25 protein-coding genes are annotated in these 26,520 nt (G+C 46.5%); 15 read left to right on the plus strand and 10 right to left on the minus strand.

Annotated features, from left to right (window positions below; genetic code table 11):
* Positions 1-52 precede the first annotated feature (52 nt).
* The gene (locus tag ATB78_RS01725; RefSeq protein ID WP_061007646.1) at positions 53-1,243 is read left to right on the plus strand and encodes an MFS transporter; all 1,191 of its coding nucleotides are present in this window, start codon (positions 53-55) and stop codon (positions 1,241-1,243) included.
* On the plus strand, positions 1,218-2,186 hold the full coding sequence (yidZ, locus tag ATB78_RS01730) for an HTH-type transcriptional regulator YidZ (RefSeq protein ID WP_061007647.1): 969 nt from the start codon (positions 1,218-1,220) through the stop codon (positions 2,184-2,186). Before ATB78_RS01725 ends, yidZ begins: the two co-directional genes overlap by 26 nt.
* A 48-nt stretch (positions 2,187-2,234) precedes the next feature.
* On the opposite strand, the gene ATB78_RS01735 is transcribed toward yidZ, so the two are convergent.
* Positions 2,235-3,125 carry an alpha/beta hydrolase gene (locus ATB78_RS01735; RefSeq protein WP_061007648.1) on the minus strand — a complete coding sequence of 297 codons (891 nt, stop codon included), beginning with the start codon at positions 3,123-3,125 and terminating at the stop codon, positions 2,235-2,237.
* A 148-nt stretch (positions 3,126-3,273) separates the two neighbouring features.
* Here ATB78_RS01735 and ATB78_RS01740 point away from each other — a divergent pair, with 148 nt between their 5' ends.
* Positions 3,274-4,191, plus strand: a complete 918-nt coding sequence (locus tag ATB78_RS01740) for a LysR family transcriptional regulator (RefSeq protein WP_009699284.1) — start codon at positions 3,274-3,276, stop codon at positions 4,189-4,191.
* 8 nt (positions 4,192-4,199) lie between these two features.
* Here the strand turns inward: ATB78_RS01740 and ATB78_RS01745 are convergent, their stop codons facing one another.
* Positions 4,200-5,075, minus strand: a complete 876-nt coding sequence (locus ATB78_RS01745; protein WP_061007649.1) for an aspartoacylase — start codon at positions 5,073-5,075, stop codon at positions 4,200-4,202.
* Between the two features lie 61 nt (positions 5,076-5,136).
* The gene (locus ATB78_RS01750) at positions 5,137-6,015 is read right to left on the minus strand and encodes a 6-carboxytetrahydropterin synthase (protein WP_017189665.1); all 879 of its coding nucleotides are present in this window, start codon (positions 6,013-6,015) and stop codon (positions 5,137-5,139) included.
* A 202-nt stretch (positions 6,016-6,217) separates the two neighbouring features.
* Between ATB78_RS01750 and ATB78_RS01755 the strand changes: the two genes are divergently transcribed.
* The 8 genes from ATB78_RS01755 (at position 6,218) to ATB78_RS01790 (ending at position 15,153) form a co-directional block, all read left to right on the plus strand.
* Positions 6,218-7,087, plus strand: a complete 870-nt coding sequence (locus tag ATB78_RS01755) for a DMT family transporter (RefSeq protein WP_061007650.1) — start codon at positions 6,218-6,220, stop codon at positions 7,085-7,087.
* A 392-nt stretch (positions 7,088-7,479) separates the two neighbouring features.
* Entirely contained in the window at positions 7,480-9,654 is a 2,175-nt protein-coding gene (locus ATB78_RS01760; RefSeq protein WP_061007651.1) for an FUSC family protein, read from the plus strand.
* 10 nt (positions 9,655-9,664) lie between these two features.
* Positions 9,665-11,335 carry a TolC family protein gene (locus tag ATB78_RS01765; protein WP_061007652.1) on the plus strand — a complete coding sequence of 557 codons (1,671 nt, stop codon included), beginning with the start codon at positions 9,665-9,667 and terminating at the stop codon, positions 11,333-11,335.
* Complete coding sequence (locus tag ATB78_RS01770) at positions 11,335-11,538, plus strand: DUF1656 domain-containing protein (protein ID WP_005453214.1); 204 nt, start codon at positions 11,335-11,337, stop codon at positions 11,536-11,538. Before ATB78_RS01765 ends, ATB78_RS01770 begins: the two co-directional genes overlap by 1 nt.
* Positions 11,539-11,550: 12 nt before the next feature.
* Positions 11,551-12,438, plus strand: coding sequence for an HlyD family secretion protein (locus tag ATB78_RS01775; RefSeq protein ID WP_061007653.1), 888 nt, complete (start codon positions 11,551-11,553; stop codon positions 12,436-12,438).
* A gap of 19 nt (positions 12,439-12,457) precedes the next feature.
* Positions 12,458-13,144, plus strand: coding sequence for a potassium channel family protein (locus ATB78_RS01780; RefSeq protein WP_005436230.1), 687 nt, complete (start codon positions 12,458-12,460; stop codon positions 13,142-13,144).
* Positions 13,137-14,288: an AI-2E family transporter gene (locus ATB78_RS01785; RefSeq protein WP_005436229.1), complete on the plus strand. Its 1,152-nt coding sequence runs from the start codon at positions 13,137-13,139 to the stop codon at positions 14,286-14,288. Before ATB78_RS01780 ends, ATB78_RS01785 begins: the two co-directional genes overlap by 8 nt.
* Before the next feature lie 193 nt (positions 14,289-14,481).
* Positions 14,482-15,153 (plus strand): DUF2057 domain-containing protein, encoded by a 672-nt coding sequence (locus ATB78_RS01790; RefSeq protein WP_020195365.1) that lies wholly within the window; start codon positions 14,482-14,484, stop codon positions 15,151-15,153.
* Between the two features lie 64 nt (positions 15,154-15,217).
* Here the strand turns inward: ATB78_RS01790 and ATB78_RS01795 are convergent, their stop codons facing one another.
* The 3 genes from ATB78_RS01795 to ATB78_RS01805 form a co-directional block, all read right to left on the minus strand.
* A complete protein-coding gene (locus ATB78_RS01795; protein ID WP_061007654.1) occupies positions 15,218-16,054 on the minus strand; it encodes a DUF481 domain-containing protein in 837 nt (278 codons plus the stop codon).
* 125 nt (positions 16,055-16,179) lie between these two features.
* Positions 16,180-16,623 (minus strand): RDD family protein, encoded by a 444-nt coding sequence (locus ATB78_RS01800; protein ID WP_061007655.1) that lies wholly within the window; start codon positions 16,621-16,623, stop codon positions 16,180-16,182.
* Between the two features lie 121 nt (positions 16,624-16,744).
* Positions 16,745-17,509 (minus strand): ferredoxin--NADP reductase, encoded by a 765-nt coding sequence (locus ATB78_RS01805; RefSeq protein WP_061007656.1) that lies wholly within the window; start codon positions 17,507-17,509, stop codon positions 16,745-16,747.
* Between the two features lie 209 nt (positions 17,510-17,718).
* On the opposite strand from ATB78_RS01805, the gene ATB78_RS01810 reads away from it, so the two are divergent.
* Positions 17,719-18,171, plus strand: coding sequence for a thioesterase family protein (locus ATB78_RS01810; RefSeq protein ID WP_061007657.1), 453 nt, complete (start codon positions 17,719-17,721; stop codon positions 18,169-18,171).
* A gap of 181 nt (positions 18,172-18,352) precedes the next feature.
* Here ATB78_RS01810 and ATB78_RS01815 read toward each other — a convergent pair whose 3' ends face one another.
* Positions 18,353-18,571: a VF530 family protein gene (locus tag ATB78_RS01815; RefSeq protein WP_005436214.1), complete on the minus strand. Its 219-nt coding sequence runs from the start codon at positions 18,569-18,571 to the stop codon at positions 18,353-18,355.
* Between the two features lie 132 nt (positions 18,572-18,703).
* Between ATB78_RS01815 and ATB78_RS01820 the strand changes: the two genes are divergently transcribed.
* Positions 18,704-19,633, plus strand: coding sequence for a LysR family transcriptional regulator (locus ATB78_RS01820; RefSeq protein ID WP_029788322.1), 930 nt, complete (start codon positions 18,704-18,706; stop codon positions 19,631-19,633).
* Here the strand turns inward: ATB78_RS01820 and ATB78_RS01825 are convergent.
* On the minus strand, positions 19,630-19,920 hold the full coding sequence (locus ATB78_RS01825) for a putative quinol monooxygenase (protein ID WP_005436210.1): 291 nt from the start codon (positions 19,918-19,920) through the stop codon (positions 19,630-19,632). The genes ATB78_RS01820 and ATB78_RS01825 overlap by 4 nt on opposite strands.
* A gap of 5 nt (positions 19,921-19,925) precedes the next feature.
* On the minus strand, positions 19,926-20,579 hold the full coding sequence (gene nfsB / locus ATB78_RS01830) for an oxygen-insensitive NAD(P)H nitroreductase (protein ID WP_061007658.1): 654 nt from the start codon (positions 20,577-20,579) through the stop codon (positions 19,926-19,928).
* A 195-nt stretch (positions 20,580-20,774) separates the two neighbouring features.
* Between nfsB and ATB78_RS01835 the strand changes: the two genes are divergently transcribed.
* Both ATB78_RS01835 and ATB78_RS01840 read left to right on the plus strand, forming a co-directional pair.
* Complete coding sequence (locus ATB78_RS01835; protein ID WP_061007659.1) at positions 20,775-22,211, plus strand: helix-turn-helix domain-containing protein; 1,437 nt, start codon at positions 20,775-20,777, stop codon at positions 22,209-22,211.
* Positions 22,212-22,340: 129 nt separating this feature from the next.
* Positions 22,341-24,998: an alpha-amylase family glycosyl hydrolase gene (locus ATB78_RS01840; protein ID WP_061007660.1), complete on the plus strand. Its 2,658-nt coding sequence runs from the start codon at positions 22,341-22,343 to the stop codon at positions 24,996-24,998.
* Between the two features lie 122 nt (positions 24,999-25,120).
* Here the strand turns inward: ATB78_RS01840 and ATB78_RS01845 are convergent, their stop codons facing one another.
* The gene (locus ATB78_RS01845; protein WP_009706471.1) at positions 25,121-26,287 is read right to left on the minus strand and encodes a D-alanyl-D-alanine carboxypeptidase family protein; all 1,167 of its coding nucleotides are present in this window, start codon (positions 26,285-26,287) and stop codon (positions 25,121-25,123) included.
* Positions 26,288-26,520: the final 233 nt, after the last annotated feature.

Raw genomic sequence — 26,520 nt, forward strand, 5'->3', positions numbered from 1 at the left:
CAGGCAAACGTTTAGCACACTATTATCCTCATCAACTGTTAGTGAGGTTGTCATGTTTCGTTTTCTGCTTTGTAGTTTCTCTCTTGTTTTACTCTATCCTACCGCCATTGATCTTTATCTTGTAGGGTTGCCTCAAATTGCCGCGGATTTAAACGCCAGTGAATCACAATTACACATCGCGTTTTCTATTTACCTTGCCGGTATGGCAACCACCATGCTGTTTGCAGGAAAAATCGCCGACTCCGTTGGCCGTAAACCGGTGGCGATGGTAGGTGCAGCCATTTTTATTGCAGCATCATTACTTGGCGGAATGGCAGAACAATCCAATACATTTTTAATCGCACGTTTTGCTCAAGGTATTGGGGCTGGCTCTTGCTATGTGGTTGCTTTTGCTATTTTGCGCGACACATTGGATGACAAACGCCGCGCTAAGGTGCTGTCGATGCTTAACGGCATTACCTGCATCATTCCTGTCATCGCCCCCGTTGTTGGCCATCTCATTATGCTCAAATTCCCTTGGCCAAGCCTGTTCACCACAATGGCAGGCATGGGTGTGGTGGTTTGTTTGCTTTCGACCTTGGTGCTGAAAGAATCAAAGCCTAGTGCATTGCCACAACAAAGCACCGCTTCAGCTTCTACCCAAGAAACGTTCGCGGAGCGCTTTTTCATCAGCCGACTCATCATTACGGCCATCGGCGTGACCACCATTCTTACCTACGTGAATGTCTCTCCAATGCTGGTGATGGGCGAACTTGGTTTTGATCGTGGTGGCTATTCTTCTGTCATGGCAGGCACTGCATTAGTCAGTATGATCACTTCTTTCTCTGCGCCATTGGCTTTGTCTTACTTTAAGCAACGTACTCTGATGCTGACTTCGCAAACCTTGCTTGTCAGTGCGGCGATGGTGATTGGTTTTGCTCATCTAAACCAATGGGGAATCCCATTTTACTTATTCGGATTTGGGCTGATTTGCGCTGGCTTCTCGATTGGCTTTGGCGTGGCCATGAGTCAAGCGCTCAGCCCTTTCTCTCTTCGTGCTGGTGTAGCAAGCTCACTACTGGGCATCGCTCAAGTATGTTGCTCTGCCCTCTACATCTGGTTTATGGGTTTAATCGGCGTTAATGCGCTGAATATGTTGGTGTTTGTGCTAGCTATAGGTGGCGCAATCAGCTTGGCTCTAATACTATTTATTCCTAAGCCTGCTCATGAAAGCCACTATGAAGAAATCACTAGCCCGTCTTGATCTCAACCTGCTGTTCACTCTGCAATTGCTGCTGCAAGAGCAGAGTGTTTCCAAAGCGTCGAAGAAATTGAACGTCACGCCGTCAACGGTGAGTAAATCACTCAATAAGCTTCGTGACTGGTTTGATGATCCTCTGTTTGTGAAAACACCAAAAGGATTAGCACCGACTCCATTAGCGCAAAGCATGGAGCAAGATCTGGCGGAATGGCTACAAATTGGCAGCCAAATTGCGGAGAAACGCAGCGATATAGCCCCAAAAGGCGTGCGCTTTGATCTGACCATTGAATCCCCTTTAGTGCTGACGATTCTTGATGATCTTCTTGTTGCCATCCACCAGCGCTACCCAGATGCGAAAGTCAAAACCAGTAACTGGGATTACGATTCACTCGCTGCGATTGTGCGGGGAGAAGCAGACATCGGCTTTACCGGAAGAGAGAGCCACCCCCGCTCAAAAGAGTCACTCAACCTGCTTCCTTACTTTCTTGATTTCGAAGTACTGTTCTCAGATTTACCTATGGTGTACCTACACAAAGATCACCCCGCTTTGGAGAAGGAATGGAACCTTGAAACCTTTTTGAGTTACCAACACATCAATATTGTTTGGGAAAAGAGTGAGACGTGGGCACTGGATGAAGTATTGAGTGAACTTGGCTTACAGCGCTCCATTGGCTTAACCATGTCGAGCTTCGAACAGTCTCTGTTTATGGCCGCGCAACCACACCACAATATGCTGACCACAGCACCGCAATACTGTGAGAGTTACACCAAGAAGCTGCATCCAGATTTGGTGTGCTTACCCATTCCTTTAAAGCAACCACAACAAGAAAAATTGCTGATCCCGTTCACCATGATTTGGCACAAACGTAATGCGTACAATCCCAAACTGGTGTGGTTGAGAAACACCATCAAGTCGCTTTATGGTTATTCCAGTGACATCGATTAATAGCAAAAGGGGGCGATATTCTCGCCCCTTTTTCTTCTAATGGTGTGATTAGCTAAAAAACTCGATGATCTGCTCAACAGCTTGATCAACGTATTCGTCTTCGTCATAGAGCCCAATGTGATTCGCACCTTCAATTCTAATCAATTGTTTAGGCTGCGAAGCCGCATCAAACATTTGCTCGCTTTCGTATGCAGAATCCGCTTCTGTACCGACAATCATCAGTAGTGGTGTCGGCGTCAAGTTTGCAGCAATATCCAAAGCTGAAAAGTTAGCCAACGTCTCATAAGACCAAGGCAAAAACTTGCTCTCGTATAAGCCTTTTGCTCCGCGCTCTGTCATGTAGTACTGGTAGAACTCTCGGAACAGACGTGGCATTTCTTCACTGTCTTCAGCTGGCGCGTGAGGCAGGAAATCAATCTGCCCAGTAGCAAGATATCGTTCTCTCGCTTCATTGCCTTTAAGTAGCAAATCTAACAAACCTTCTCGGCCAATTACGTTGTGATAAAAGCCTCGGTGGTCGAAGTAAGCACTCACGGTCGCAAGTGATTTTACTCGTCTATCTGTCGCAACGGCATGAGCTAAATATCCACCGCCAGAACAAACACCTAACCCATGGATTTGCTCACTCTTCACATACGCTAAGGAACGTAAATAAGTTACCCCGTTGCGGCAATCTTCCGCTTTATTGTATGGGTTCTCATGAAATCTTGGCGCGCCTTCACTCGCACCAAAACTGGCATGATCAAACGTTAATACCACGAATCCCTTGGCCGCAATTTTCTCGGCGTAGATTCTTACCGTCTGTTCTTTTACTCCCGCCTGCGGCGCAGCAATCAAAACCGCTGGTAAAGGATTTTCGACTTTGGATGGACGATGAATTTCCGCTGCAAGTCGGTTGCCATTGCTGAAAAATGAAGCCTCATATCTTGTTACTGTCACTCGATTCACTCTCTATGTTTAACGGTTTTTTAGACGATAAAGACGAGCATTCACAAACATTTGCACTCTGCTCTTCTCTTTTAAACAAGTATAAGGAGCGCTATTATTCGGATATATATAGGCATTATGAAAACACTGTTAGGTTTACATGAACAATCTATCTTGGCGAGGCATTCGAGCGTTTATTTATGTCGCGGAATGTGGAAGCTTCACCTCCGCGGCCGAAGCGATGGGCGCATCAAAGGCAAACGTAAGTCAGCTCGTGAGTGAATTAGAGTCCTCGCTAGGTGTTCAGTTACTCTATAGAACCACACGTCAGCTCCGCCTTACTGAGATTGGCGATGGTTACTTTCGTAAATGCAAAGAAGCGATGCTACAACTGGATGCCGCCGCAGAGTGGGCACAGCAAACCACCAGCGAAATTAAGGGTCGGATCCACATGAATTCTGTCGGAGGACCGATTGGCGAAGAGCTCATTGCACCATTGGTGATGAGTTTTCAATCCGCCTACCCGAACGTAGAAGTAGAGCTCGATTTCTCAAAACATCGCGTTGATCTTATTGAAGATAGCTACGACTTAGTCCTCCGTGTCGGCGAAATGCCAGACTCCACTCTCATCGCGCGCCGACTCACCACACTTCGCACGCACTATGTCGCAAGTCCAGATTTTCTGGAACGACACCCGAACATCCTCGTCCCAGAAGATCTTAAAGCCTTGCCTTTGATTCATGGCAGTGTTGATCATTGGATTATGAAAAATCACAAAGAACAGCGCATTATCAATGTAGGGCAAGGTATTAAAGCGGCTACTGGCAGGACCATGCGGCACGCGGCGGTTTCTGGACTAGGGGTAACGCGACTAACCGATGTGTACTGCCATGCTGATTTGGCATCCGGAAGACTTATCGAGGTGCTCCCGGAATGGTCAGAAAAAACCTTACTTTCGCTCGTCTGTCCGCCAGTCAAATATCAACTACCAAGAGTCAAAATGCTTATGGACTGGATAAGCGACCGATTCGAAGAACACTATAAACAGTTCAGAATTGAGGGCGAACATTCAAGCTAAGCTCGGTTTCAATCACTCGTGCGAACGCATTTTTTCTCAGCAAGTGCCATAGCGATATTGGCTTTGCTGTACGCACTCTCGTTGATGAAATGCGGATAGATATCCTGTTTGCCTTCCCAGAAAATATCGTAACCAAAGAAGGTCGCGAGTAGTGGTTCGCCCGGTTTGACTACCTCGAAATCTCGTCCACAGATCATAGGATGTACTGTCGCGACACGCATACCATCATGGTCGACAGGGATCATGACTTCTTCGGTGTAAAAATACGCGTCGTAGTCATTCAACTCACCAACTCGACCAAGGTTATGCTGTTCAAGGTAACCGAGCACCATGGTCAGCATCTTCTTCATTAGCTCTAGAGTGTCGTACTTCAGTGAACCATGTGCTTGAGCTCCAACTTCGATCATCACGCCATGCTGCCCGGTGGTGCACAAATAAGGTTGGTCATCCCACGCTTTTCTGTCTTCAAACAAGATGTTGGCTTCTGGCATGCGTTGCTTCACATACGCCCCCATCTTGCGATAGAACACGTCATTAGAAACCAAAATCAAGGTCGCACCCATGTTACTGGTGGTGTTGTGCAGATCGATGATCAATTGATTCTCTTGGTGAGCATGTACTTGCGTGAATTGCTGCGCGATTTCAGTTTCTTGCTGAGTCGCAGGCGATGATTGATTCGCCAAGGCAAATTCACGGTTGAGATCGGTCTCCACATAACGAACGTTTTGCTTTACCGCTTCAGGGTTGCCAAGCACACACTGAGTATTGAACGTCGAACGGTCGGCAACATAGAGGCGATCTTTGATGAGCTTTTGAAGATAAATACCAGAAAGCTCGTTACCATGCGTACCTGCCACGAGCAGAACACGATTAAGTTTGTCCATAAAAGTGATATTCCAAATATTGAGTAAAAGTGAGTTTTAATTGAGATTGAGCAGCGCCCTCTTAGCGAAACGCCATCGCTCCTTTTCCCACACCTTCATAGGCGATAATTTGCAGTGACTGCCCCTCATTTAATGAAGGAGCAATTTCATTAGCGATAAATACGGCAAGCAGTTCCACCGTTGTATCCGTGTTCAGCACTTCGGTTTCACTGTGTGCAATCGCTAACTGGAAGTCCCCTTGAGACGTGATGTAACGAAAGCCAAAGTGGGTATCGCTACTGCTGCCATTAGCGTGTTCACTCAACTCTAAATGCTCAACTTCAACTAAGTCTTCGATGGAGGCGAGATAGATATCTTGCCAACGCTGTGCAAAAGCGTGCTCGCGTTCGATATCACGCTGCCCATCCACTAGGATTTGGATCGGTGAACGATGTCCGTGTGCGATACGCTGACAATTACCATCGTGTTTTTTTAAACCGTGGGTGTAGTGATAGTAAGCGCCATCGAGTTTTTCATGACGTAAGGTCACATCAATCGATGCCACATTACTCGGTAGATGACCTTGTAGAACATGGTGAATGTGTTTCGTCACGCTCTCTATTGAGATTTCTTTAGCATCAACAAAGCAAAAGGCTTCATCCGGACAATGTAGATGAATGCCCTTTTCACCACGCATAAGGTCGACTTGGGAATAGCCTGATTGAATACTTGTGGTTTCCACCGCGTCATTATCTACGGGAACAAGCAAACGGTGATCAACATATTGATCGACCAATTGTTTGATTTGCTTCTTCACTTTCGAGAAATCCAGCACCATGCTCATCTCATTGAGATCGCCATGCATTACGACATCCAGAATCCAGCTCTCGCCGACCATGCCTCGTTTTTCACACAAGTACGATGCATCAATAACCGTGAGATCATTAACAAATAGATTCAACCCGAATTCCTCATTCTGTATTTATTACCGAACCAAATTGTTATGTTATAACAATTACTATTTTCACTCAATTTGGCAAGGCTTCGATATCTCAATGCACCATGAGTGTGCGTTTTCAGCTATAACTAATCACTTTATCAACTAATTAGCTTCTTATGTTTGGCGCTACACTGCGTATCTTGCTTAGGATTGAGGATAAGGAATGTCGACATTTTTACTGACCGCGATTGCTATGTTGGCGTTTGCTGCCAATTCACTGCTGTGTCGCTTAGCATTAGCAGCAGGTCTCATAGACGCGGGCAGCTTCACCCTTATCCGTTTACCCTCTGGTGCAGTCACCTTAGTTGCCATCCTACTTCTGAGAGGAAACTTTCGCAGCCAGCTACCGACAACCAAATTCAGTCTGTTTGCAGGAGTAGCCTTATTTGGATATGCCGCCCTGTTTTCTTTCGCCTATATAAAACTAGCAGCTGGAACCGGAGCCTTGTTACTTTTTGGTGCTGTACAGCTGACCTTACTCGCCCTTTATTGGTGGCAAGGGCAGCGCTTTAAATCGCTCGAAGTGTTAGGCATTGCGGTGTCGTTAGCGGGGTTTGCTTGGCTCATGCTGCCATCGGCAACTCGACCAGATGTCTGGTCTGCTGTATTGATGGTACTTTCCGGTGTCTGCTGGGCAGGCTTCACCGCTCTAGGTAAACACGCCCCAACTCCGAGCAGTGGGATTACTTGGGGGTTCATTACCGCTTCCATCTTAGGACTCTTACTTTCCCCACTGTTATTAGATTCAATTCAAGTAACCTTAAAAGGTACATTATTAGCCATTGCATCGGGTGCCATCGCCTCAGGTTTTGGTTATGTACTTTGGTATCAGGTAATGCAAAAGTTATCTCTGTTACAAGCAGCGGTTAGCCAGCTTTCTGTTCCTGCCATCGCTCTGATTTTAGGTAGCATATTGTTAGGTGAAGCCCTGACCCTACATTCGTTAATAACCAGTGCTATCATTCTTGGCGGCATTGCATTGGTCTTTTTATCTCGCTCCCAAAAATCCAAAACCACATCTACAAGCCAGTAAAAAACAAAAACTTCCCTCTCAACTTATTCCTCATCATCTATGCTTTTTGTTAGGCACTTGTTTTCACAATAATTTGGAAGTGAGCAAGACCTAACATGCTGGCGATGAACCTTGAATAGAAATTTGGTTTGATAATTCCTGCAAAACTGTATCAGTAATGAGACTTTCTAGTTAAACGTTTTCTTGGTCGTTTTTCCTCCCACGCTATGAGCAACGGGGCTCGAAGAACGATTTAGGCTTTTCAGTCCGATTGGGTTTTGACAAAGGATTTACAAACCTCTTCATTTCAATCGCTATATTCCGCGTCCGCAATTTTTTCAGAACGAAATTCTGATTATTGATTGAATAAATTCATCCACTTACAAGCATAAGCCTGAGCTAACGTTGACACTATGAACGAGAAAATCAAATTCGCCACAAAAGTAGCGCTTAGCCTAACTCTGGCTTATCTGATCCCGTTTGCAATGGGTTGGCCGCAAGCATCTACCGCGGCTACGACAGTCATGTTAATCGCTTGTACCGGTAGTCGACGTGAGTCTCTCGCCAAAGGCACATTGCGTGTGCTGGGTACTTTAGTAGGTGCGGTAATCGGTTTGTTGCTTGTCGGCATGTTTGCCCAAGATCGCTTGCTGTATATGCTCAGCGTTTCTGTCGTTGTTTCCTTTATTTTCTATTTCCGCAACGCGTACCAAAAAGACCCAACCTTACTTGCCTTAACTGGCGTAATGGTCTTAATGATGTCGAATGGTGGAGATGCAGAAGGCGCATTCATGTATGGCGTTGATCGCGCGTACATGACGATCTTTGGTGTAGTGCTTTACACCTTAGTGGGCACATTCCTATGGCCGACCAAAACAGAGCAAAACCTGCGTCAACTCATTGAGCAACTGAACCAAGCTCAACAAGCGTTGTTTAATGCCATTTTGCAAAACTTCGAACAAAAAACAGCGCTACAACAGGATGTGGTCACTAACGAGAAAGCAACTGAAAACGATGAAGCACCGTCACCAACCATCGATGAGTTGTTAGAAAAAGTATTCGCCGCACAAAACGCGCTAGAACAACGCTTTGCAACCGTCAGTGTCGAGTGCAGTGATGTCTCGGCCTATATGAAAGAGTGGCAACTCGCGGTCCACTTCAATAAGCAAATCACTCAAGAGCTTAGCGTGGCTGCACATAGTCACTTTAGCCACCAGCAAGACCGAAGCTGTATCAACAACTTTGATCAAGCGACTCAAGAAATCCAACAACTGTTCAAGATCAGTCAAGAGATGTGGGCCAACGAGGGAGCGGCTTACCGAGCTCAAGAATTAAACATCGAATACAACCAAGCGGCGCTGGCAGACGCGTCTCACCTTGTGAAAGGCTCAGCACTCACACTTGGTCACTTACTTAAACTCATGCACCAAAGCTTGTCTCGCTTAGCTGAGAGCATTAGCTGTATTGATTCTGTGACCAACAATGTGTCGTTTAAGCAAGAATTGCCGAAGCAGAAGAGTAAGTTCCTTTGGTGGGATGCTGAGAACTTCAAAACCGCAGTGAAAACCTTCACCACCTACTGGGTGGCAGGGTTAATTTGGATTTATTTCAACCCGCCAGGTGGCTACTCGTTTGTTACCTTCTCAACCATCTTTATGTCACTGCTGTCGTTTGTACCTGTTCACCCATTCATGTTGCTGATTTTGTTTACGTTTGGCTTCCTATTTGCAGTGCCTTCGTACGTCTTTATTTTGCCAGGTTTAGAGTTAGGTGCCGAACTGGGCTTGTTCATCTTTATCTATACCTTTATCGGTTTCTATCTATTCAAAGGACCGGTGACCATCTTTTATATGATCGGCTTGTTCGTGCTCGGTCTCGACAACAATATGACCTATCACTTTGGCATCCTAATGACGATCATGACCTTGTTCTACATGGTGGTGTTCATGATCATTTTCGCTCATTACTTCCCTTTCAGTTCACGTCCAGAGCATTTGTTCTTAACGCTGAAAGAGCGGTATTTCAGGCATGTTGGTGACCTATTTGCTAGCTATCACCAACAATCTGAGTCCTCTTTTAAAAAGCTGAAACGTTCTTTGCATTTGGTGACACTAAACGTCTCTTCCAAAAAACTGATGGTTTGGGGCTCAAAGATCAACCACAAGTTATTTGATAAAACGCCGCCAGAGGCCATCGGCGCATTCAGCAAGTCATGCAATGCCCTAAGTAACCACGTCAACATTTTGATTGCTGCCGAACAAAAGCTGTTAAGTAACCGACTTATCAAACAGTTACGCAGCAAGCATACCGATTCCATATTACCTCTGATGGCTGCCGCACTAGCAAGCCATCAGACGACCGACGAGCTCAATTCTGTGTTCGAACAATACAGCCAAGATTACCAATCCTTTGAAAATAAACTGGAAGAATTCTTTAGTGAGTTGGATTTATCTGACTACGCTTATTCAGAGATAGCCGGTTTTTATATCTTGCTGAATTTAAAACGGAACGTGTTCGAAGCAATAAACCAATGCAAGCAAACCTACGAGGATATCGATTGGGTGAACTTACGTCAGAAGCGGTTTTAAAGGTGAGGATATGATGCTTCTAAAACTAACTAAACCTAGCCTCGCCATACTCTCTGTACTCGGATTGAGTGCGTGTACGACTTTGGGTCCGGATTACGTCCATCCAGAGCAAACCGCCTTGCCAAGTGATTGGTCATTAGAAAAAGCGGCGCAAGACACACAGCAATCTGAGCAAAAACTGCAGCAGTGGTGGCAGCAGTTCAACGATCCAACACTGAACCAACTGGTTGAGATGGCGAGCCAACAAAACCTCGATCTTGAGGCGGCGGGTTTGCGCATAGTCCAAGCACGTTCGCTATTGGGCATCTCCACAGGATTGCAATACCCACAAGTGCAAACTGTCTCCGGTAACTTAGCCAGAGCTTATGTGAACGACCAAGGTGTAAATAACGCCGCGCTGTCATTTGATGCAGGGTGGGAAATGGACATCTGGGGCAAATACGCGCGTGGCATTGAATCTGCTGAAGCTGGCTACTATGCGTCGATTGCGTCTTACCACGACATCATGGTGACCATCACTGCGGAAGTGGCACGCAATTACATCAACTACCGCACGTTCCAAGAGCGTATTTTACTCTCTCGTCGAAACATCGAGATCCAAGAGCGCGTAGTGAATATTACTCAGGTGCAATTTGATTCGGGTAACGTAACCGAGCTCGACGTTCAGCAAGCGAAAAACCAGCTCTTCAATACTAAAGCGGCGCAACCTTCGCTTGAAATTGCAATGAAGCAGTCGCGCACTGCATTAGCATTGCTGTTGGGTGTGCTGCCAGAAGACGTTGAAAAGCTGTTGCAATCTGATGGCTTTGCTCAGCGGATGGCGGATTACGAAAACCAGTTTAAATCCTCAAGCAGAAAACCCGCACTATCAGGCAGCGACGAACGCTCCATCGTACCTCGCCCACCTCTACTGGATAACAAAGTGGATGCAAATTTGGTGATGCGCCGACCTGATCTTCAAGTATCAGAAATGCAAGCTCGTGCTCAGAGTGCTCAGATTGGCGTTGCCGAAACAGCCTTGTACCCAAGCTTCTCTCTGTTCGGCTCTATAGGTATCGATAGCACGGTTCCAGATGGCAGCAGCTTCAGTTTCAGTGACTCGTTAACCATGGTGGTAGGTCCAACGTTCAGTTGGAATATCTTCCAATACGGACGAGTGAAAAACAACATTCGATTTGAAGATGCGAAGTTTCAAGAAACGCTGACCAACTACAACAAGAAGGTGCTGCAAGCGGTTAATGAAGTAACCAATGCGCTGGAAGCTTACGACTTGTACTTGGAGCAAAAGTCGTTGCGTCTGCAATCGGTGAACTCATCCATTCGCGCATTCAACATCTCGATGACCCAGTACGAAAACGGTCAGATTTCTTTTGAGCGTCTTCTGAATTCAGTAGAGAAGATGACTCGCGCAGAAGACAGCTACGCCACCATCAAAGGTAACGTCGCAAACCAAGTAGTTGCCCTCTACAAAGCACTTGGTGGTGGTTGGGAAACCCAAACTGGTAAGCCTTTCTTATCAGAAACCGTTGCAAAACAGATGCAAGACCGCAGCGATTGGGATGATTTGCTAGACGAAGAAGAACGCGTTCTGCCGCCACTGCTTCTTGAGCAACCATCAGACAAAACGCAAACGGACAGTGCTGAGGAAAACAGTGCAGAGCAAGATGGGGAGGTGCAGTAATGCCACATGAACTCTCTTGGGGTGACGTTTACTTCTCTCCGCTGCTTTTGGTGCTGATTCTAGCGGTCACCGCCACATGGATAACGGTGATCATTTTGAACAAGACGCGCTTGTCTCGTTTCATTGCGTTTCCGTCTCTGACATTCATTGCCATCATGGTGTTCTACGTGGTGGCCATCGACAGTTTTTATATACAGTTTTAGGTGCCCAACAAGATGAAAAAACTACTCGTTATTGCACTCAATCTTGTCATTCTTGGTGGCGCGGCGTGGTTCGGCTATCAGAAGTTCGAAGAGTATTTTAATAACCCATGGACCCGCGATGGTCAGGTACGTGCGAACGTTATCAAGGTCGCACCTCGTGTGTCTGGCCCTATCGTCAATGTTGCGGTGATGGATAACCAAGAAGTGAAGAAAGGTGACCTGCTGTTTGAGATCGACCCAACCACTTACGAAGTTGCCCTATCACAAGCCGAAGTAGCGTTAGAGAAAGCCGTCGTTAGCTCTCGCGGTAAAAAGATCGAATACGATCGTTTGAAAGACATTCGAGCGAAAGACCGTGGCGCTGTCTCGCACAAAGATCTGATTCGTCGTGAGATCACTTACGAAGAATCACTACTGCAAATCAAATCAGCAGAAGAGCAACTTAAATCTGCACGCCTGAACCTTGGTTACACCAAAGTGTACGCATCGGTTGATGGCTTTGTATCGAACCTCGATATCCGTGACGGTACACAGGCAGTTGCAAACCAACCATTAGTAGCACTTATCGACAAAAACAGCTTCTGGGTCTTTGGCTTCTTCCGTGAAAACCAATTGGCTCAAATTGCTCCGGGTAGCGATGCACGCGTGACTTTGATGTCTCATCCCGATACGCCAATCGATGCAACGGTGGACTCAATTGGTTGGGGTATCGCACCAAAAGACGGCACCGTGGGCTACAACCTGCTGCCGAACGTGAATCCCGTATTCCAGTGGATTCGCCTAGCGCAACGTATTCCGGTTCGCGTCTCTCTGCATGAACTGCCAGAAGGTGTCGCTCTTCGATTCGGGCTTTCTGCTTCCATCATGGTGATGAAGGACTCATCACAAGAACAAGAGTAGGAGTTAAACAGGCATAACCATGGTTATTGGAAAAAAACTCAAAAACATCAATGAAGAAAACAACTTCTTCTATCTGACCTTAGCGCTCATCGGGCTTTTGATCGGCGGTGCGTTTGTACAGGTCGTTGGGGAAGGTGCGATGGAGCACTTGCTGCAAGGCTTCACCATCATCACCTTCATCGTCTGTATGGCGAGCTTGCGCTTTGACAAAAATTGGTCACGTTTCCTCTATACCCTATTGGGTACTTGGGTTGTGGTAATTGGTATCAAAGCCGTGCTAGGCATCAAAGAAATGGACGTAGTGATGCTCGCCCTCACCTTCGCGTTCTTCTTCGGCACATTTAAGTCTATCGCAAGGCAGATTCTGTTCACTGGGCATGTGAACACCAACAAAGTCATTGGCTCTGTTGCTCTATTTTTGCTGCTGGGTCTGATGTGGGCAATTGCTTACCTCATTCTTCTTGAGTTCTCTCCAAACTCATTCACTGGGATGGAAGCCATCTCTTGGGGTCAGAACTTCTCTAATGCAGCGTATTTCAGTTTCGTCACCTTAACCACACTCGGTTATGGCGATATCAGCCCTCTAACACCATTGGCACAAGTCGTTGTGTATTTAGAGGCCATCGTAGGCGTGTTTTATATGGCGATTGTTGTTTCAAGTCTCGTCAGTTCCAACATTGAACATCAGGTAAACAAAAATGGATAAACAATCGGTAAAAATCGAGAGTAAGGTTTTCATCAGTAATATGGTGGAATCCGCAATACGTATCGGCTTGATCTTAGTCTTGCTGATGTTTACATACGACATCATCAAACCTTTCATTCTTCCTGTGATTTGGGGTGCCATCATTGCCGTTGCATTGATGCCAATCTGTAAGAAGCTAGCAAAAGTGTATGGTGGTAAACGTGGCCTCGCGGCAACGACGATCGCCTTGTTGGGTATCGCACTATTGGTGACACCTTTAGTCATGGTATCTGGCTCTATCGTCGATGGTGCAACACACGCGCTAGACGTTTTACAAAGTGGCGATATTAAGATCCCGGGTCCAAAACCTTCTGTCGCAGAATGGCCGTTGGTCGGTGACAAGCTTTACGAAGTATGGACACTGTTCGCAACCAACCTAGAAAAAGCCATCCAAACCTTTATGCCTCAAATTAAGGCGGGTCTGACTTCTCTGCTTGGCATGGTCGGTGGTGCGCTGGGTAGCTTGCTACTATCAATCATCTCTCTAGCGATTGCTGCTGGCTTTATGACTTACTCTGAGTCTTTGGCTTCTGGTCTCAAAACGATCGCAGTTCGTACTGCAGGGGACAATGCGAAAAGCTGGACGACGCTGATTGCTGCGACCATCAAGAGTGTGTTACTTGGCGTAGTGGGTGTCGCTGCCATTCAAGCGCTATTGATTGGTGCGGGCTTCTTCATCTTTGGCGTACCGGCTGCAGGCCTACTAACGCTAGTGCTGATGATTCTTTGTATCGCACAGCTACCTGCTCTATTGGCAGTACTGCCAGTCGTTGGCTACATGTACATGACACAAGATACCAGCACAGCAACCATGTTTACCGTTTGGGTTGTGGTTGCAGCACTGTCTGAAAACCTATTCAAACCAATGCTAATGGGTCGTGGTGTTGATGTACCAATGCCTGTCATTCTACTGGGTGCCATCGGTGGTATGTTGTTCTACGGCATCGTTGGTCTGTTCTTAGGTGCGGTTATTCTTGCGATTTGGTACGAGCTATTCGTGTGGTGGTTGAACATTGAAAAAGCTCAACAACAGCAAGAGGCGTTAGCGGAAAATGCCGAACAAGCTTCAGAACAAAACGAAGCTGGACACGGCGCTGGTATCTAATCGTTCTATCAATTGAAACAAACCGCTGCCCTTTGCAGCGGTTTGAGCTATTTAGCTCACAGTTTCATAGTTTGGTATCCGATTAAAATGACGTTCTTGTTAAATTTTCAATCTTCTTACATTCGGGAGTTGCAATCGAACAATGAACGATGCACTCTCGATGACCACTAATTCAGTGCTTAGGATAAAAACAATGAAATTGATCAAGCCTTTAACTTGCGCGCTTGCTTTGGCTATGAGTGGCATGGCATTCGCGGATGTGACAGTAACCGTTCCTGACGACGTTTCTATTTTGGCGGCTAACGGCGAGAAGGTGAAACTATCTGGCGGCTTCTTTGCTTCAGAAAAATCATTCACGCTACCTGACGGCGTAAACCAAGTTGTGTTCCGCTACGCACCTTACTTCAGCCAAGGTAATGATCGCCTAAGCGTTGAGAGTGACGTTATCGTAACTCGCTTCGACGCAACAGACGCTGAACTAAGCCTACAAGTTCCTGAATACCGCGACCTTCGCCAAGCAGAAGACAAAATCAAAGATCTAGATTGGAAACTGGTTGATGCTTCTGGCAACGCAATTGCGGTAGAGCAAGACAAGCTAATCAAGCCTGGCATGCAGATCGGTCGTGACTACGTACGTGAAGTGGAAGATTACAACAAGACTGGCGGCGTTGCGGCAGTTGGCGTTGTAAGTGCCGCGGTTATCCAACCAGCAACACTTCCTGCAAAGATCCCAGCAGACATGAAGCAAACTAAACCTGCGACAATGAAAGCAGATTCAACGGCTGAAGAAATGCTGCATTTCTGGTACCAAAAAGCAGACGCTGAGACACAAGCGCGCTTTAAAGACTACATCAACCAACAATAATCCCGTTGGTTTAGTCGTACAGACTGGATACAAAAAGCCACACTCAAGTGTGGCTTTTTTATTATCAGAATTTATACGCCAAAGTCAGCATCGGGCCATAAAATCGATAGGTAACATCGAGCGCTGAATTGTCGCTCTCGTAATCCACCCCGACTTCGTAATAGTTGAATGACCCAGTCATACTAAACTGATCCGTGAAAAGATATTTCGCGCCAAAATCGACTTCCAACAAGTATCCCTCAATATCGTCTACTGCGAGATAAAAGACTTGGGCGTGACTTTTCAAAATCCAATCCTGATTCAGCGAATATTCGGCTCGAATTCCTAAATCAGGTAAAGGTGCCGTTACATCACTCAACACCGCATCATCGACAAACATGACAGGGATTTCATCCACCCCACTGACTTTTGCACCAAGCTTGCCATCTAATCCCAATGAGAGCCACATAACATGCAAACCAGCTAACACATCTACCGCCCATTTTTCAGTGGTATAAAACTGATAACCATAGCCAACTCGAGCAATGTCGATATTCAGTTCAGTGGTGAGTTTTGAGCCTGCTTGCACCACATAAGTGGTTCCATCAATGGCAAGTTCAAATGGTTTGGTGACAGACGTTCTGGTTGCTTCTCGATGCAAACTTCGCCAATCCGCATAGACACTGTGTTTTTGATTAAAGTAATACTCTAATTCCACATACGGCAACACAGTGAACTCTTTCAAATCCAAATCAGATTCAAAATCGATCGTATGTATTTGGTCGAAATAAGGGTCGTAAGCGTTGAGTTTAGTGTCAGTTCGAGAGAAGAAACCGCCTGCTTCAATCTCCCACTCCCCTGCTAAAACAGTCGATGAAAAGAGTGTCGCAAGACACACCGTCCAACCTGCTTTGTTCATCATCCTTGATCCTAAGTTGTTGAATTTATGCCTGATGAAAGTGTAGTCGTAAGATAAGAAGAATGGAAAGGTAAGTCGCTCGCAACTCTGAGTGAAACAACAGCTTTAATGCAAGATCAGCGAGTAATTTAGCAGTTGACGACTTTGGTGCCAGAGAGCATGTCATGTAACAAACGACGTTCTGGATGACAAAAGAGCAAAATGATGTTCACTAGTGGCGTAAATGGAATCAGCATTTCAATTAAGTAGCTTATGCACAGTCGAAGTGAAGCGGTGACTTTTGTCGTGTCGTGGCCGTTCTTCATCACCACTTTAATCCCTACTAAGCGCATACCTATGGTTTGCCCTTCACGCAGTAAATTCCAATTAACTAGCATCAACATGGGGATGGTAAGTACGTAGCTCGCCTTCGTATCCTTTACCAACTGAAGGTTCTCGCTCACAGAGAGTTCAAAGTCGTTCACAAATGAATTGATGGTCAACGCAATCAGTAATACTAACCCCGTTACGACCATCAGATCGATGAGACCACCAATCATCCTTCGTTTTCTATTGGCAATTGAACACCACATACCTTATCCCCTCAAATGCAAGCTGATGCATTCTAGGGATGAGGGTAAGTGTGCTCAATTAAGAGAAGTCATATTTGTGAGCCTCTCTCAGAAGTGAGATGGTCTAAAAATTGATCAGTCCTTACCAATATCTCTCGTAAATAATATTGCCACCCGTTCGGGCACGATACTTTTCCAAGCCTATCTCTTGCAGTACTGGAGAGGTGTCTTTGATCATCTCAGGATTGCCACACATCATCACAAAGCTGCTTTCTTTAGAAAACGGTAAGTCAGCGCGATTAACGAGCTCTCCCGACACAATCAGATCTGGAATACGGCCTTGAAGCTTACCCGGAATACTCTCACGGCTGACAATCGGCACATAACGAAGACGACCTTCATATCGCTGTTGGAGCTGCTCAATCAGGTATTTGTAAACTAAATCTCTTTCGTAACGCACACCATGCACCAGCACAATGTGATCGCTGTGTGGGAGTAGATTGATGTCGTCTAACAAAGAGAGAAATGGACCAATGCCTGTGCCGGTGGAAAGCAGCCATAGATCGTTTGCGTGTTTGGGAATGGTATCGTGGATCAGGTCACCATGCGCCGTTTCACCAACATAAATGCTATCGCCAGTTTGAAGCTGCTGCAGCCTTGGTGTCAGTTGCCCTTCTGGGTTCGCGACGACTAAGAATTCGAGCCATTCGAACTGCTCACTGGGCGCATTCACCACCGAGTATGCACGACTAATGGGATTGCCCTGTTCGTCGAGCAAGGCGAGTTTGGTAAATTGTCCGGCTTTGAAGGAGAGAGGCGCACCGGAAACTCGTAAACTGAACAGCTCACCTGTCCAGTCGATTCGTTTTTCTACTTTGGCAAGATTGAAACCTTTCAGTTCTGTCATTGGACATCTCCTTTTGGTTACGCTTACTTAAACCTACGCCTCACAACTGACTATGTAAAGTTTTTAGTTTACAAAAATAAGCATCTAATTCATTTCACATTTTACATACAATTTTATTACATTTTAATCAGTTCCATCTAGAATAAATACTCAAAGTGATAAGTCGCTTGGCAAATTGCGGCAACGTCGATGAAAAAGGAACATGAGTAATGGATACGTTATTAATTGAATTCCCAGTGATTACGGAAATCAAAGTCGCTTGGGGAGAGATGGATGCCCTGCAACACGTCAACAATGCGGTGTATTTTCGTTACTTCGAAACTGCGCGTTTGGACTACTTCAACAAGATTAATCTGTTGGTAGATTTGCAGACGTCTCACATCGGTCCGGTTCTAAGTGAAACCCAATGCCGCTATAAGCTACCCGTTACGTTTCCAGATACGCTTTTGATTGGCTCACGCGTAATTGATATGCAAGAAGATCGCATCACGATGGAATACCAAGTGCTGAGTAAGAAGTGGGGCAAGATTGCGACTATCGCGACCGCCACTGGTGTGATGTTTGATTTTAAGAACAATGTGAAAGCCGCGATTCCAGATCACGTCCGCCAATCGATTTTAGACTTAGAAGGCACCGTGGGCAGTACGCATCATTTGGAGTAATAAAGAGGCGAGATGCGAGATGCTAGATGCGAGATGCGAGATGCGAGATGCGAGATGCGAGATGCGAGATGCGAGAGATTAAGGTCTAAATAACCGACAACGCAACAAAAAATCAGCGTCATTCCGGACGAGCCTAAGCGAGCCATCCGGAATCTCTCTTTTAGACGTGTACCAAATCCAATTAGCAGAACGTCTCGATGTACAGCGCTTCTACTTTATCTCTTGCCCACTGCGTTTTGCGTAGGAACTTCAACGAAGATTTGATTGAAGGATCTTTCTTAAAGCAGTTCACACGAACGCGCTCATGCATTCCGTTCCACCCAAAGTGCTCAACTAAACGGGTAAGGATTTTCTCTAAACTCAACCCGTGAAGTGGGTTATTCGGCTGCTGTTGGCTCATGCTATTGATCCGGTAAAGTGAAGTTGCGCGCTAATCTAACTCAAACTCGCCGTGCAACCTAATGTTTTAACCTTGAATTGCCCTGCGACTCTCCCCTATAGTAGCCCAAACTTCTTAAAAGCCCTTTTCATTATGAAAGCCCTCAACGATCTGAATATCTTTGTCGAAACCGCACGCCAAGGCAGTTTTTCGAAAGCCGCCAACAGCATGGACATGACACCAGCAGCCATCAGTGCATCGATCAAACGTCTTGAGGGACAAATTGGCTTTCCGCTGTTTGTGCGCTCTACTCGCAGCCTTCGCTTAACGTCGGAAGGTGAGCTGTTCTTAGACAAAACCACCCAAGCACTCGCAACGCTGCAAGAAGGGTTAGATCAGATCTCAAGCGCGCGTGGCGAACTCTCGGGCCAACTACACATCACCGCGCCATCTGATTTTGGTCGCAACATGCTGCTTGATTGGGTTGATGAGTTTATTGATGTTTACCCGAACGTCTCTATCAAGTTAGAGCTGTCTGATAGCTTGACCGATATGTACACCAAACCTGTCGACATCGCGATTCGTTACGGCGAACCTGCTGACTCTAACCTCGTCGTATTGGCCTTGTGTGGCGCAAATGAACGAATCCTGTGTGCCTCTCCAGAATACGTCGCAAACAACCCTGTGTTGACCAAACCGGAAGATCTCAACCAACACAACTGTTTGTGTTACATGGTGGCAGATTCGGTTTACAACAAATGGACGCTGACTCGCGGAGACGAAACAGAACAGGTTGTCGTGAGTGGCAAGCTACTTAGCAACGACAGTGACTTATCCCATCGCTTAGCAATCAAAGGCAAAGGCATCGCCAACAAATCACTGATGGACATCAGCCAAGATTTGATTGAGGGAAGATTAGTAAGAGTATTACCTGAGTGGGATTGTGGTCCGGTACCGCTATACATGGTGTGCGCCGATCGTCGTTTGCTGACGCCAACCATTCGTACTTTCCGTGAATTCATTCATGAAAAATGCTGCCAGCAACGTAAGAAAGTGCTGGCAACATTCTGCTCAGAAGCTTAGCCGACAAACGTCATTGGGCGAATCTGAGAATATTCAACCCAATCGTTATCTTCTAACGTCGAGATAAACTGTGCGATATGTGGGCTTTGTAAGTGCTTATCTAACGCTTCTTGCGATGCCCAAATCTCTTGGAACATAAACAAGCCTTCGATCTTTTGATCCAAATACAGTTCGTATTGGCAACAACCCTCTTCTTCACGTGAAGGTTCTAGTAGACCAGAAAGTAAGTTGGTTACGTTGTCGATACTGTCTGGGTAGGCTTTAATTTCTGCAACTAAATGAATCATCTTGATCAGATCTCGGTAAATACAGTTTCTGCTTCCCAGCGTGACTTAGGCGTCTTGGCATTAAAGTCATCTTCCGCGTGGTAGCCAAGCGGCACAATCACAACGCCAGTGTAGCCTTTTTCACGTAGACCAAATTCTTCATCCAGCACTTTCGGGTCAAAACCTTCGATTGGCACCGCATCAATTTCTAGCGTTGAAGCGCCCAGTAATAACGTACCCACGTTGAGGTAAACCTGCTTCTCCATCCAATGATTGGCGTCTTTCAGGTCAAAACGGTGCATGTTCACAAAGTAACTACGACCACCACATACCGCTGCTTTTGCCTCTTCGGTTGGGAATCGACCGTCTTTTTCTTCCTGCGCCAATAGCGCTTCGATGTAGTCGTTATCGATGTCCGTTTTAGCACAGAACACCAACACGTGTGACGCATTCAAGATCTTCGCAGCATTGAACGCGTAGTTCTCTTGCGCTGCTTTTGCGATACGTTGCTTGCCCTCTACTGTGCTGGCCAGAATGAAGTGCCACGGCTGAGAGTTCACGCTCGATGGACTAAAACGGATCAGCTCTTTAACTGCGTCGATCTTCTCTTGTGGCAGCTTACGAGTAGGGTCAAAGACTTTGGTTGAGTAGCGGGATTTAGCAGCTTGAACGATGTCCATCGGGGTCTCCAGTCGAGTAGTTTATGCTGGTTATCACTTTAACCTTATGAGTTACAGGGAAAAACCGATTTCAGTTAAAAACATCTTCAAAATAAATTTGAAAATCGCCGATGTAAGAAGCTTTGAGCACTCTCACTGAAGCAACACCTGGTTTAAGCAATAATGTCGCCTTTGCTCTGTTACCGAACCACTTTCATGCTGCCTCAAGACAACATCATCACGCCCTTTCTCTGCAAAAAACTTGGGCATAATCACCTAAGAATTGCTGGCGAATATTGGCACATTGAAAAGCTGGTTGCCTTGCAATGTATGATGTTGCAAGAGGCACCGACGCTACGTGAAGGTTTGCTGTGGTGGAGCAAAAGTGTTTCGCTATTCGACCGTCGCTTGTACATTGTTTTCGAACACAGTGATAACCAGGTTCAGATGCGGCTAGAGTGCAGAGCTACCGAAATGCCAAGCTGGGCAGAATCGGTTTATGACTTGCTGCTGATGCAATTGGAACAGTTAGGTTTGAGTGAATCTGTGCGCATTCAGCTTCACAACCATGACCTTTACTCTGCTCATTTCGAACTAGAAGAAGACAGCAGCCCGAAACAGAACTCGGTTGTGTTCGACTTGGTGAAACATGTTTATTTGCTGCTGTCTCACCAGCCAATTGAACAGCCCGAATTGCTAAGCGTGCTTAATGCTCTTTTCGTCAAAAACAGCAATTACGCACTGAAACTAGAACAAGCCGCGCTACAACTAGGCGTATCCAAGCGCACCTTGCAACGTCGCCTGCAAGAAAAACAAATGAGCTATTCGCAATGCGTCGACTTCGCCAAGAAAAAGCACGCATTAGCCCTACTTGCAGATACTCAACTCACAACGCAGCAAATCGCTTATCAGTTGGGTTATGAAGAGCCTTCCAACTTCCATCGAACCTTTCGCCGTTGGTATCCGTTTTCGCCAATGCAATATCGTCAGCAGTGCTTGGATAACCGCACTCATCTCAATAACCAACCCATCCGCTTGTACTACGCCAAAGCCAATACTTTAGCCGATAACGACATTGACCAACCCGTCGGTAAAATCTGGATGGAAGTGGATAATATTGCGTTTGAAAAAGTGGTCTCCGTTGAGTGTCGAGACCGTGATGGCACGTGGCGTCGCTACCCAGCCTTCTTTGAGCGTTTCTTGAATAATGGCACCGAACTATGGGCGACGACAGAGCTTCCTGTCGCTCACCCACTGACGTTTAGACTGTGTTATGAAGTCGATGGTGAGCGCTATATTGATAACAACCACCAGCGCGATTATGTGGTTTCTAAAGGGCTTTTAATTGGCGCAACGGAATACATTGTCCCGACAAGGCAACTTATCCAACTCGGCACTCAGTACACCTTGTTTGTGGAACTCGCGTGTCGATTGAAAGACGTGGCGAAGATCGATTGCTATGTCGGTGACGCGCCAGCTCCGCACGCAATGAGCCTGACTCAGAATGCAGAAGATTACACATGCTGGGCGCTGCAACTGCCCCTACCCCAAACGGTTAAACAGTGCCGATTCCGACTCTATGATCATTCTGGTAATGAGTTAGCCAAAGACCATTACCCGATTCAATATCCAATTGTGCAACCACTCAGTTAAATATGTAGCACAGTTCAAATTCAGCTCTTCGTGACATCATTTCACGTCTCTTTTGGCGCAAAATGACACTCTCAATTTCAAACCTTTGTTTTATCGTTTCCGCATTGCTGCATAACGGAGACAAAAGCCGTGTTTGAAACCTTACCTAAACCTATGAATAAAATAAAAATACTTCCTTTAGCGATCGCCCTAGCTCTTTCTGGCTGTGGTAGCGATGAAACGACGCCAACCGATACAGGAAGCCACGTGGCATCTCCTGATTGGCAAGACCAGATCATTTACTTCTTGATGATCGACCGTTTTAACGACGGCGACAACACGCTTAACGATCAAGGTCAGAATGAGTACGATCCTACCTCAGACAAAAAATTCAGTGGTGGTGACCTTGTTGGTGTCAGTGACAAGCTAGGCTACATCGAAGACCTAGGCGCTCCCTCTATCTGGATTACACCGCCAGTGGCAAACCAATGGTGGGATGCAGAACAAAACTACGGCGGCTACCACGGCTACTGGGCGCGTGACTTCCAAAAAGTGGATGAGCACTTTGGTGACATGGAAAGCTACCAAGCGTTAGCGCGAGAAGTGCACGCTCGTAACATGTTCTTGATTCAAGACATCGTGACCAACCACGTAGGTAACTTCTTCACTTACGATGACCCATACAATTACGATCCTAGCCTACCTTGCCAAGGTTTCCGTTTGATCGAAAATGCGCTGCCAGCAGGGCAAGAACTGCCTTACCCACTCAACATGAATGAGTGTAAAGAAGATGGCACAGGCATTTACCACTGGACGCCAAGCATCACCGACCACAACGACCCAGTACAAGAAAAAACCTGGCAACTGTCGGATCTGGATGACCTGAATACATCCGATCCTGAAGTACGCGCTTATCTAAAAGAGAGCTACCGTAAATGGATTCGCGAAGTGGGCGTTGACGGTTTCCGTATCGATACTGTGAAGTTTGTTGAGCACGATTTCTGGAACGACTTCCTGCACGCCGATGATGGTGTGATGACTCAAGCGGTTGATACTGGTCGCGATAACTTCCTGACCTTTGGTGAAGTCTTCGAAACATCTACGCCTTACAACACAGAAGGCGAAGAGAAGATGCTGACTTACATCGGCGAAAGCGGCTCGCCGGAGCAGTTAACCTCGGTGTTGAACTTCCCATTGCAAGCCACCATGACTCGCGTATTTGCAGCAGGACAACCGACCGATTACCTACGCTTCCGTCTTGAGAAAATGATGGAGATGTTCCCGAATCCATACATCATGCCAAACTTCATTGATAACCACGATATGCCACGTTTTCTATCACAAGGCAGCGTCAACGATATGAAGCAAGCGCTGATTACCATGATGGCGGTACCGGGCATCCCTGTGATTTACCAAGGTACAGAACAGGCGATGTCAGCGGCGCGCGATGCGATGTTTGCTGGCGGCTACCGTGAAGACGGCGACTACGTAGACTCATTCGATCAAAACAGCGAGATGTACTTGTTCATCCAAGAGCTTGCTAAGTTGCGTACCGAGAACAAAGTCATGACACGCGGCGAAATGAAAGTGATTGGCAGCGATAAAGCCGGCGCTGGTGTGTTCGCCTTTACCCGAACGTTGGATAACGACGAAGTCTTGGTGGTAATGAATACATCAAACTCCCCGATGTTAATGAACCAACTCGATGTAGAGCAAGCGGGCGGAACCGTCTTCCAGCAACAAATCATATCGAACTGGGCAGACGCTCCGGAGCAGTTAATCGCAGATGAAAACGGTCACGTAACCCTTGAGCTACCAGCCAAATCTGCTGTGATTTACTCGAAAACTAACGACACCCAATCGGTAGATACACCAGACCTCAACATCCAACTGGCACAGGATTGGGAAGGACAAACCATTACTGATGACATCGTGATTGCTGGTACTGCTAACGCAAACGAGAAATTAAACCTTGTCGTGGCCGTTAATCTACAAACCGCTCAAGCCATTACCGTAAGTGCTGACGGTCAATTTAGCGTGACTTTATCTACCCGTCACTTTGCGATTGGCGAACAGCAACACCGCTTCGCGATTTACTCCACTGTGAAAAAAGCAGGCATTGAAGATGTGAACTTTGTGTCGGACTTAAGCTGGTCGAACACGCCAAACGACACGATTGATGACGCAGGTGATGCACAAGATGGTATGGGCGGTCCTAACGGTAACTACTCGCTACCAACGGATCCAACGTTCGACAAAGACAACAGCCAACTCGCAATCAACAAAGCAGAGGTATTTACCGTCGGCAGCAACGTGCGCTTGACCTTCACCATGGACAAGATCACCGATACTTGGCTGCCGCCAAACGGTTTTGACCACGTTGGTTTCACCATCTTCATTGATTTACCGGAAGAAGCAGCAACCAACCTAACGGAACTGCCTAAGGTCAACGCTTCTATGCCAAGCGGAACATGGAGTCGCAATGCTGTGGTCTTCGGCTGGCAAAGCTCGATTTACAACACCCAAGGCGCAAACGCGACAACATGGGGCGAAGCCGTAACACCAGCACCAATGGTCACGGTAGACAAAGCCAACAACACCATTTCGATGGACTTTGCGAGTGACGCACTAGGTCGACCTGATTCACTGGATGGCATTCGATTCTATGTGACAACTTGGGACTTGGATGGATTGTCTGCCACTTACCGTCCACTTGAACAAGACAAAGGTCCTTGGAACTTCTCTGGCGGCGCTTCGGATGAGAGCAAGATTTGGGATGACTTACCAATCATCACCTTGTCTGAATAATCACTGAAACCGCAATAAATGCGAAAGTCGTCTCAGCTATAAAAAGCAAAAAGCAGCTCACCTTCGAGCTGCTTTTCTTTTTCTGAAACTCTTAACTCACTATCGCAAATATTGTCCTTGCGCTAGTTAAACAACGACTTCACCCACAGCACTAAACTGTCCCATAACTTCCCAATCCACGAGCCCTCTTCCACCGCTTGGTTACTTACCAACGGATAGCTCGCCACGGTTTTATCGTCACTCTTCCACACGACTTTACCAACCACATCCCCTTTTGCGATGGGTGCAATCAGCGGCTCATTCACGACCACACTCTTGTCTAAACCAGCGGTTAAAGAGCGAGGCAGCGTCAGGTACGCATCCTGGGCAAAACCCAAATCAATCTCACTGACATCGCCTTTCCACACTTTTGCACTCGCCTGAACTTCACCCTGTTTTGCCACTTGTTTGGTGTCATAAAAGCGGAAGCCATAGCTGAGTAGATTCTTAGACTGACTAATGCGTGACTGTTTGCTTGGTGTCCCCATCACTACCGAGATAAGTCGCATCTTTCCTTGCTTAGCAGAACTGACCAAACTGTACCCTGCATTGCTGGTGTAGCCCGTTTTACCGCCATCGACATCCATCGATTTGTCCCACAACAGTTTATTACGGTTGTATTGGGTGATCTTGTTCCACTTAAATACCTTCTCACTATAAAGCGCATAGACTTCGGGCACATCATTGATGATGGATTGCATCAGCGTCGCCATATCATTAGGAGAAGTTTGAATACCCTCGCTATCCAGACCATGCGAGTTAACGAAGTAGGTATCGTTCAAGCTGAGCTTATCCGCCCAACCATTCATCAAGGCGACAAACGCCCCTTCACTACCAGCAACATGTTCAGCAAGCGCCACACAAGCATCATTACCAGATTGAACGATCACACCACGCATTAGGTTGGCAACGGTGATTTCATCTTTGGGTTGGATAAACATTTTTGAGGAGTCTGGGAATTTGGCTGACCACGCGTTCTCACTCACCGTCACTTTATCATCCCATTGAAGCCGCCCGGATTTGATTTCTTGCCCAACGACGTAAGCGGTCATCAGCTTAGTTAAACTGGCAGGGGCTAATCCGGCACGTGCGTTTTGCTCCGCAATGATGGCACCGGACTGAAAGTCCATTAACACATAGCCTTTTGCCTGTAACTGAGGCGGATTCGGCGTTACAACTGCCAATGCAGGGGCACTGATGGTCTGTAGTAATAAACAAGCGAGCGTGATTCGGGTTAGTGACGTGTTCATCAAGCATCCTCCATGGTCAATGACCGCCAAATGTCTCGTTTCATAAAAACGGCAAGACACGGCAAGACAGTGATGTCTAAACTGCACTTATCAGATCATAGTTCACTCAGTGCATACCAACACGGAAAGATCGAAGAGTTTCTGTTTTGAGTGCCATTCCTTGCCTTTCAGGCTTCAAAAATCGAGTTCTTACAACAAATCTATTGTTTCTAATAAGGAATTCGATATCGTAA

It is taken from the genome of Vibrio sp. CUB2 (assembly GCF_001557945.1).
GTDB lineage: Bacteria > Pseudomonadota > Gammaproteobacteria > Enterobacterales > Vibrionaceae > Vibrio > Vibrio owensii.

What these genes read in the sequence shown, in the direction of transcription:
- ATB78_RS01725 (WP_061007646.1), top strand. Translation starts at nt 53, where the DNA reads ATGTTTCGTTTTCTGCTTTGTAGTTTCTCTCTTGTTTTACTCTATCCT.
- yidZ (WP_061007647.1), top strand. Translation starts at nt 1,218, where the DNA reads ATGAAGAAATCACTAGCCCGTCTTGATCTCAACCTGCTGTTCACTCTG.
- ATB78_RS01740 (WP_009699284.1), top strand. Translation starts at nt 3,274, where the DNA reads ATGAACAATCTATCTTGGCGAGGCATTCGAGCGTTTATTTATGTCGCG.
- ATB78_RS01745 (WP_061007649.1), bottom strand. Translation starts at nt 5,075, where the DNA reads ATGGACAAACTTAATCGTGTTCTGCTCGTGGCAGGTACGCATGGTAAC.
- ATB78_RS01755 (WP_061007650.1), top strand. Translation starts at nt 6,218, where the DNA reads ATGTCGACATTTTTACTGACCGCGATTGCTATGTTGGCGTTTGCTGCC.
- ATB78_RS01760 (WP_061007651.1), top strand. Translation starts at nt 7,480, where the DNA reads ATGAACGAGAAAATCAAATTCGCCACAAAAGTAGCGCTTAGCCTAACT.
- ATB78_RS01765 (WP_061007652.1), top strand. Translation starts at nt 9,665, where the DNA reads ATGATGCTTCTAAAACTAACTAAACCTAGCCTCGCCATACTCTCTGTA.
- ATB78_RS01770 (WP_005453214.1), top strand. Translation starts at nt 11,335, where the DNA reads ATGCCACATGAACTCTCTTGGGGTGACGTTTACTTCTCTCCGCTGCTT.
- ATB78_RS01775 (WP_061007653.1), top strand. Translation starts at nt 11,551, where the DNA reads ATGAAAAAACTACTCGTTATTGCACTCAATCTTGTCATTCTTGGTGGC.
- ATB78_RS01780 (WP_005436230.1), top strand. Translation starts at nt 12,458, where the DNA reads ATGGTTATTGGAAAAAAACTCAAAAACATCAATGAAGAAAACAACTTC.
- ATB78_RS01785 (WP_005436229.1), top strand. Translation starts at nt 13,137, where the DNA reads ATGGATAAACAATCGGTAAAAATCGAGAGTAAGGTTTTCATCAGTAAT.
- ATB78_RS01790 (WP_020195365.1), top strand. Translation starts at nt 14,482, where the DNA reads ATGAAATTGATCAAGCCTTTAACTTGCGCGCTTGCTTTGGCTATGAGT.
- ATB78_RS01795 (WP_061007654.1), bottom strand. Translation starts at nt 16,054, where the DNA reads ATGATGAACAAAGCAGGTTGGACGGTGTGTCTTGCGACACTCTTTTCA.
- ATB78_RS01800 (WP_061007655.1), bottom strand. Translation starts at nt 16,623, where the DNA reads ATGTGGTGTTCAATTGCCAATAGAAAACGAAGGATGATTGGTGGTCTC.
- ATB78_RS01805 (WP_061007656.1), bottom strand. Translation starts at nt 17,509, where the DNA reads ATGACAGAACTGAAAGGTTTCAATCTTGCCAAAGTAGAAAAACGAATC.
- ATB78_RS01810 (WP_061007657.1), top strand. Translation starts at nt 17,719, where the DNA reads ATGGATACGTTATTAATTGAATTCCCAGTGATTACGGAAATCAAAGTC.
- ATB78_RS01815 (WP_005436214.1), bottom strand. Translation starts at nt 18,571, where the DNA reads ATGAGCCAACAGCAGCCGAATAACCCACTTCACGGGTTGAGTTTAGAG.
- ATB78_RS01820 (WP_029788322.1), top strand. Translation starts at nt 18,704, where the DNA reads ATGAAAGCCCTCAACGATCTGAATATCTTTGTCGAAACCGCACGCCAA.
- ATB78_RS01825 (WP_005436210.1), bottom strand. Translation starts at nt 19,920, where the DNA reads ATGATTCATTTAGTTGCAGAAATTAAAGCCTACCCAGACAGTATCGAC.
- nfsB (WP_061007658.1), bottom strand. Translation starts at nt 20,579, where the DNA reads ATGGACATCGTTCAAGCTGCTAAATCCCGCTACTCAACCAAAGTCTTT.
- ATB78_RS01835 (WP_061007659.1), top strand. Translation starts at nt 20,775, where the DNA reads ATGCTGCCTCAAGACAACATCATCACGCCCTTTCTCTGCAAAAAACTT.
- ATB78_RS01845 (WP_009706471.1), bottom strand. Translation starts at nt 26,287, where the DNA reads ATGAACACGTCACTAACCCGAATCACGCTCGCTTGTTTATTACTACAG.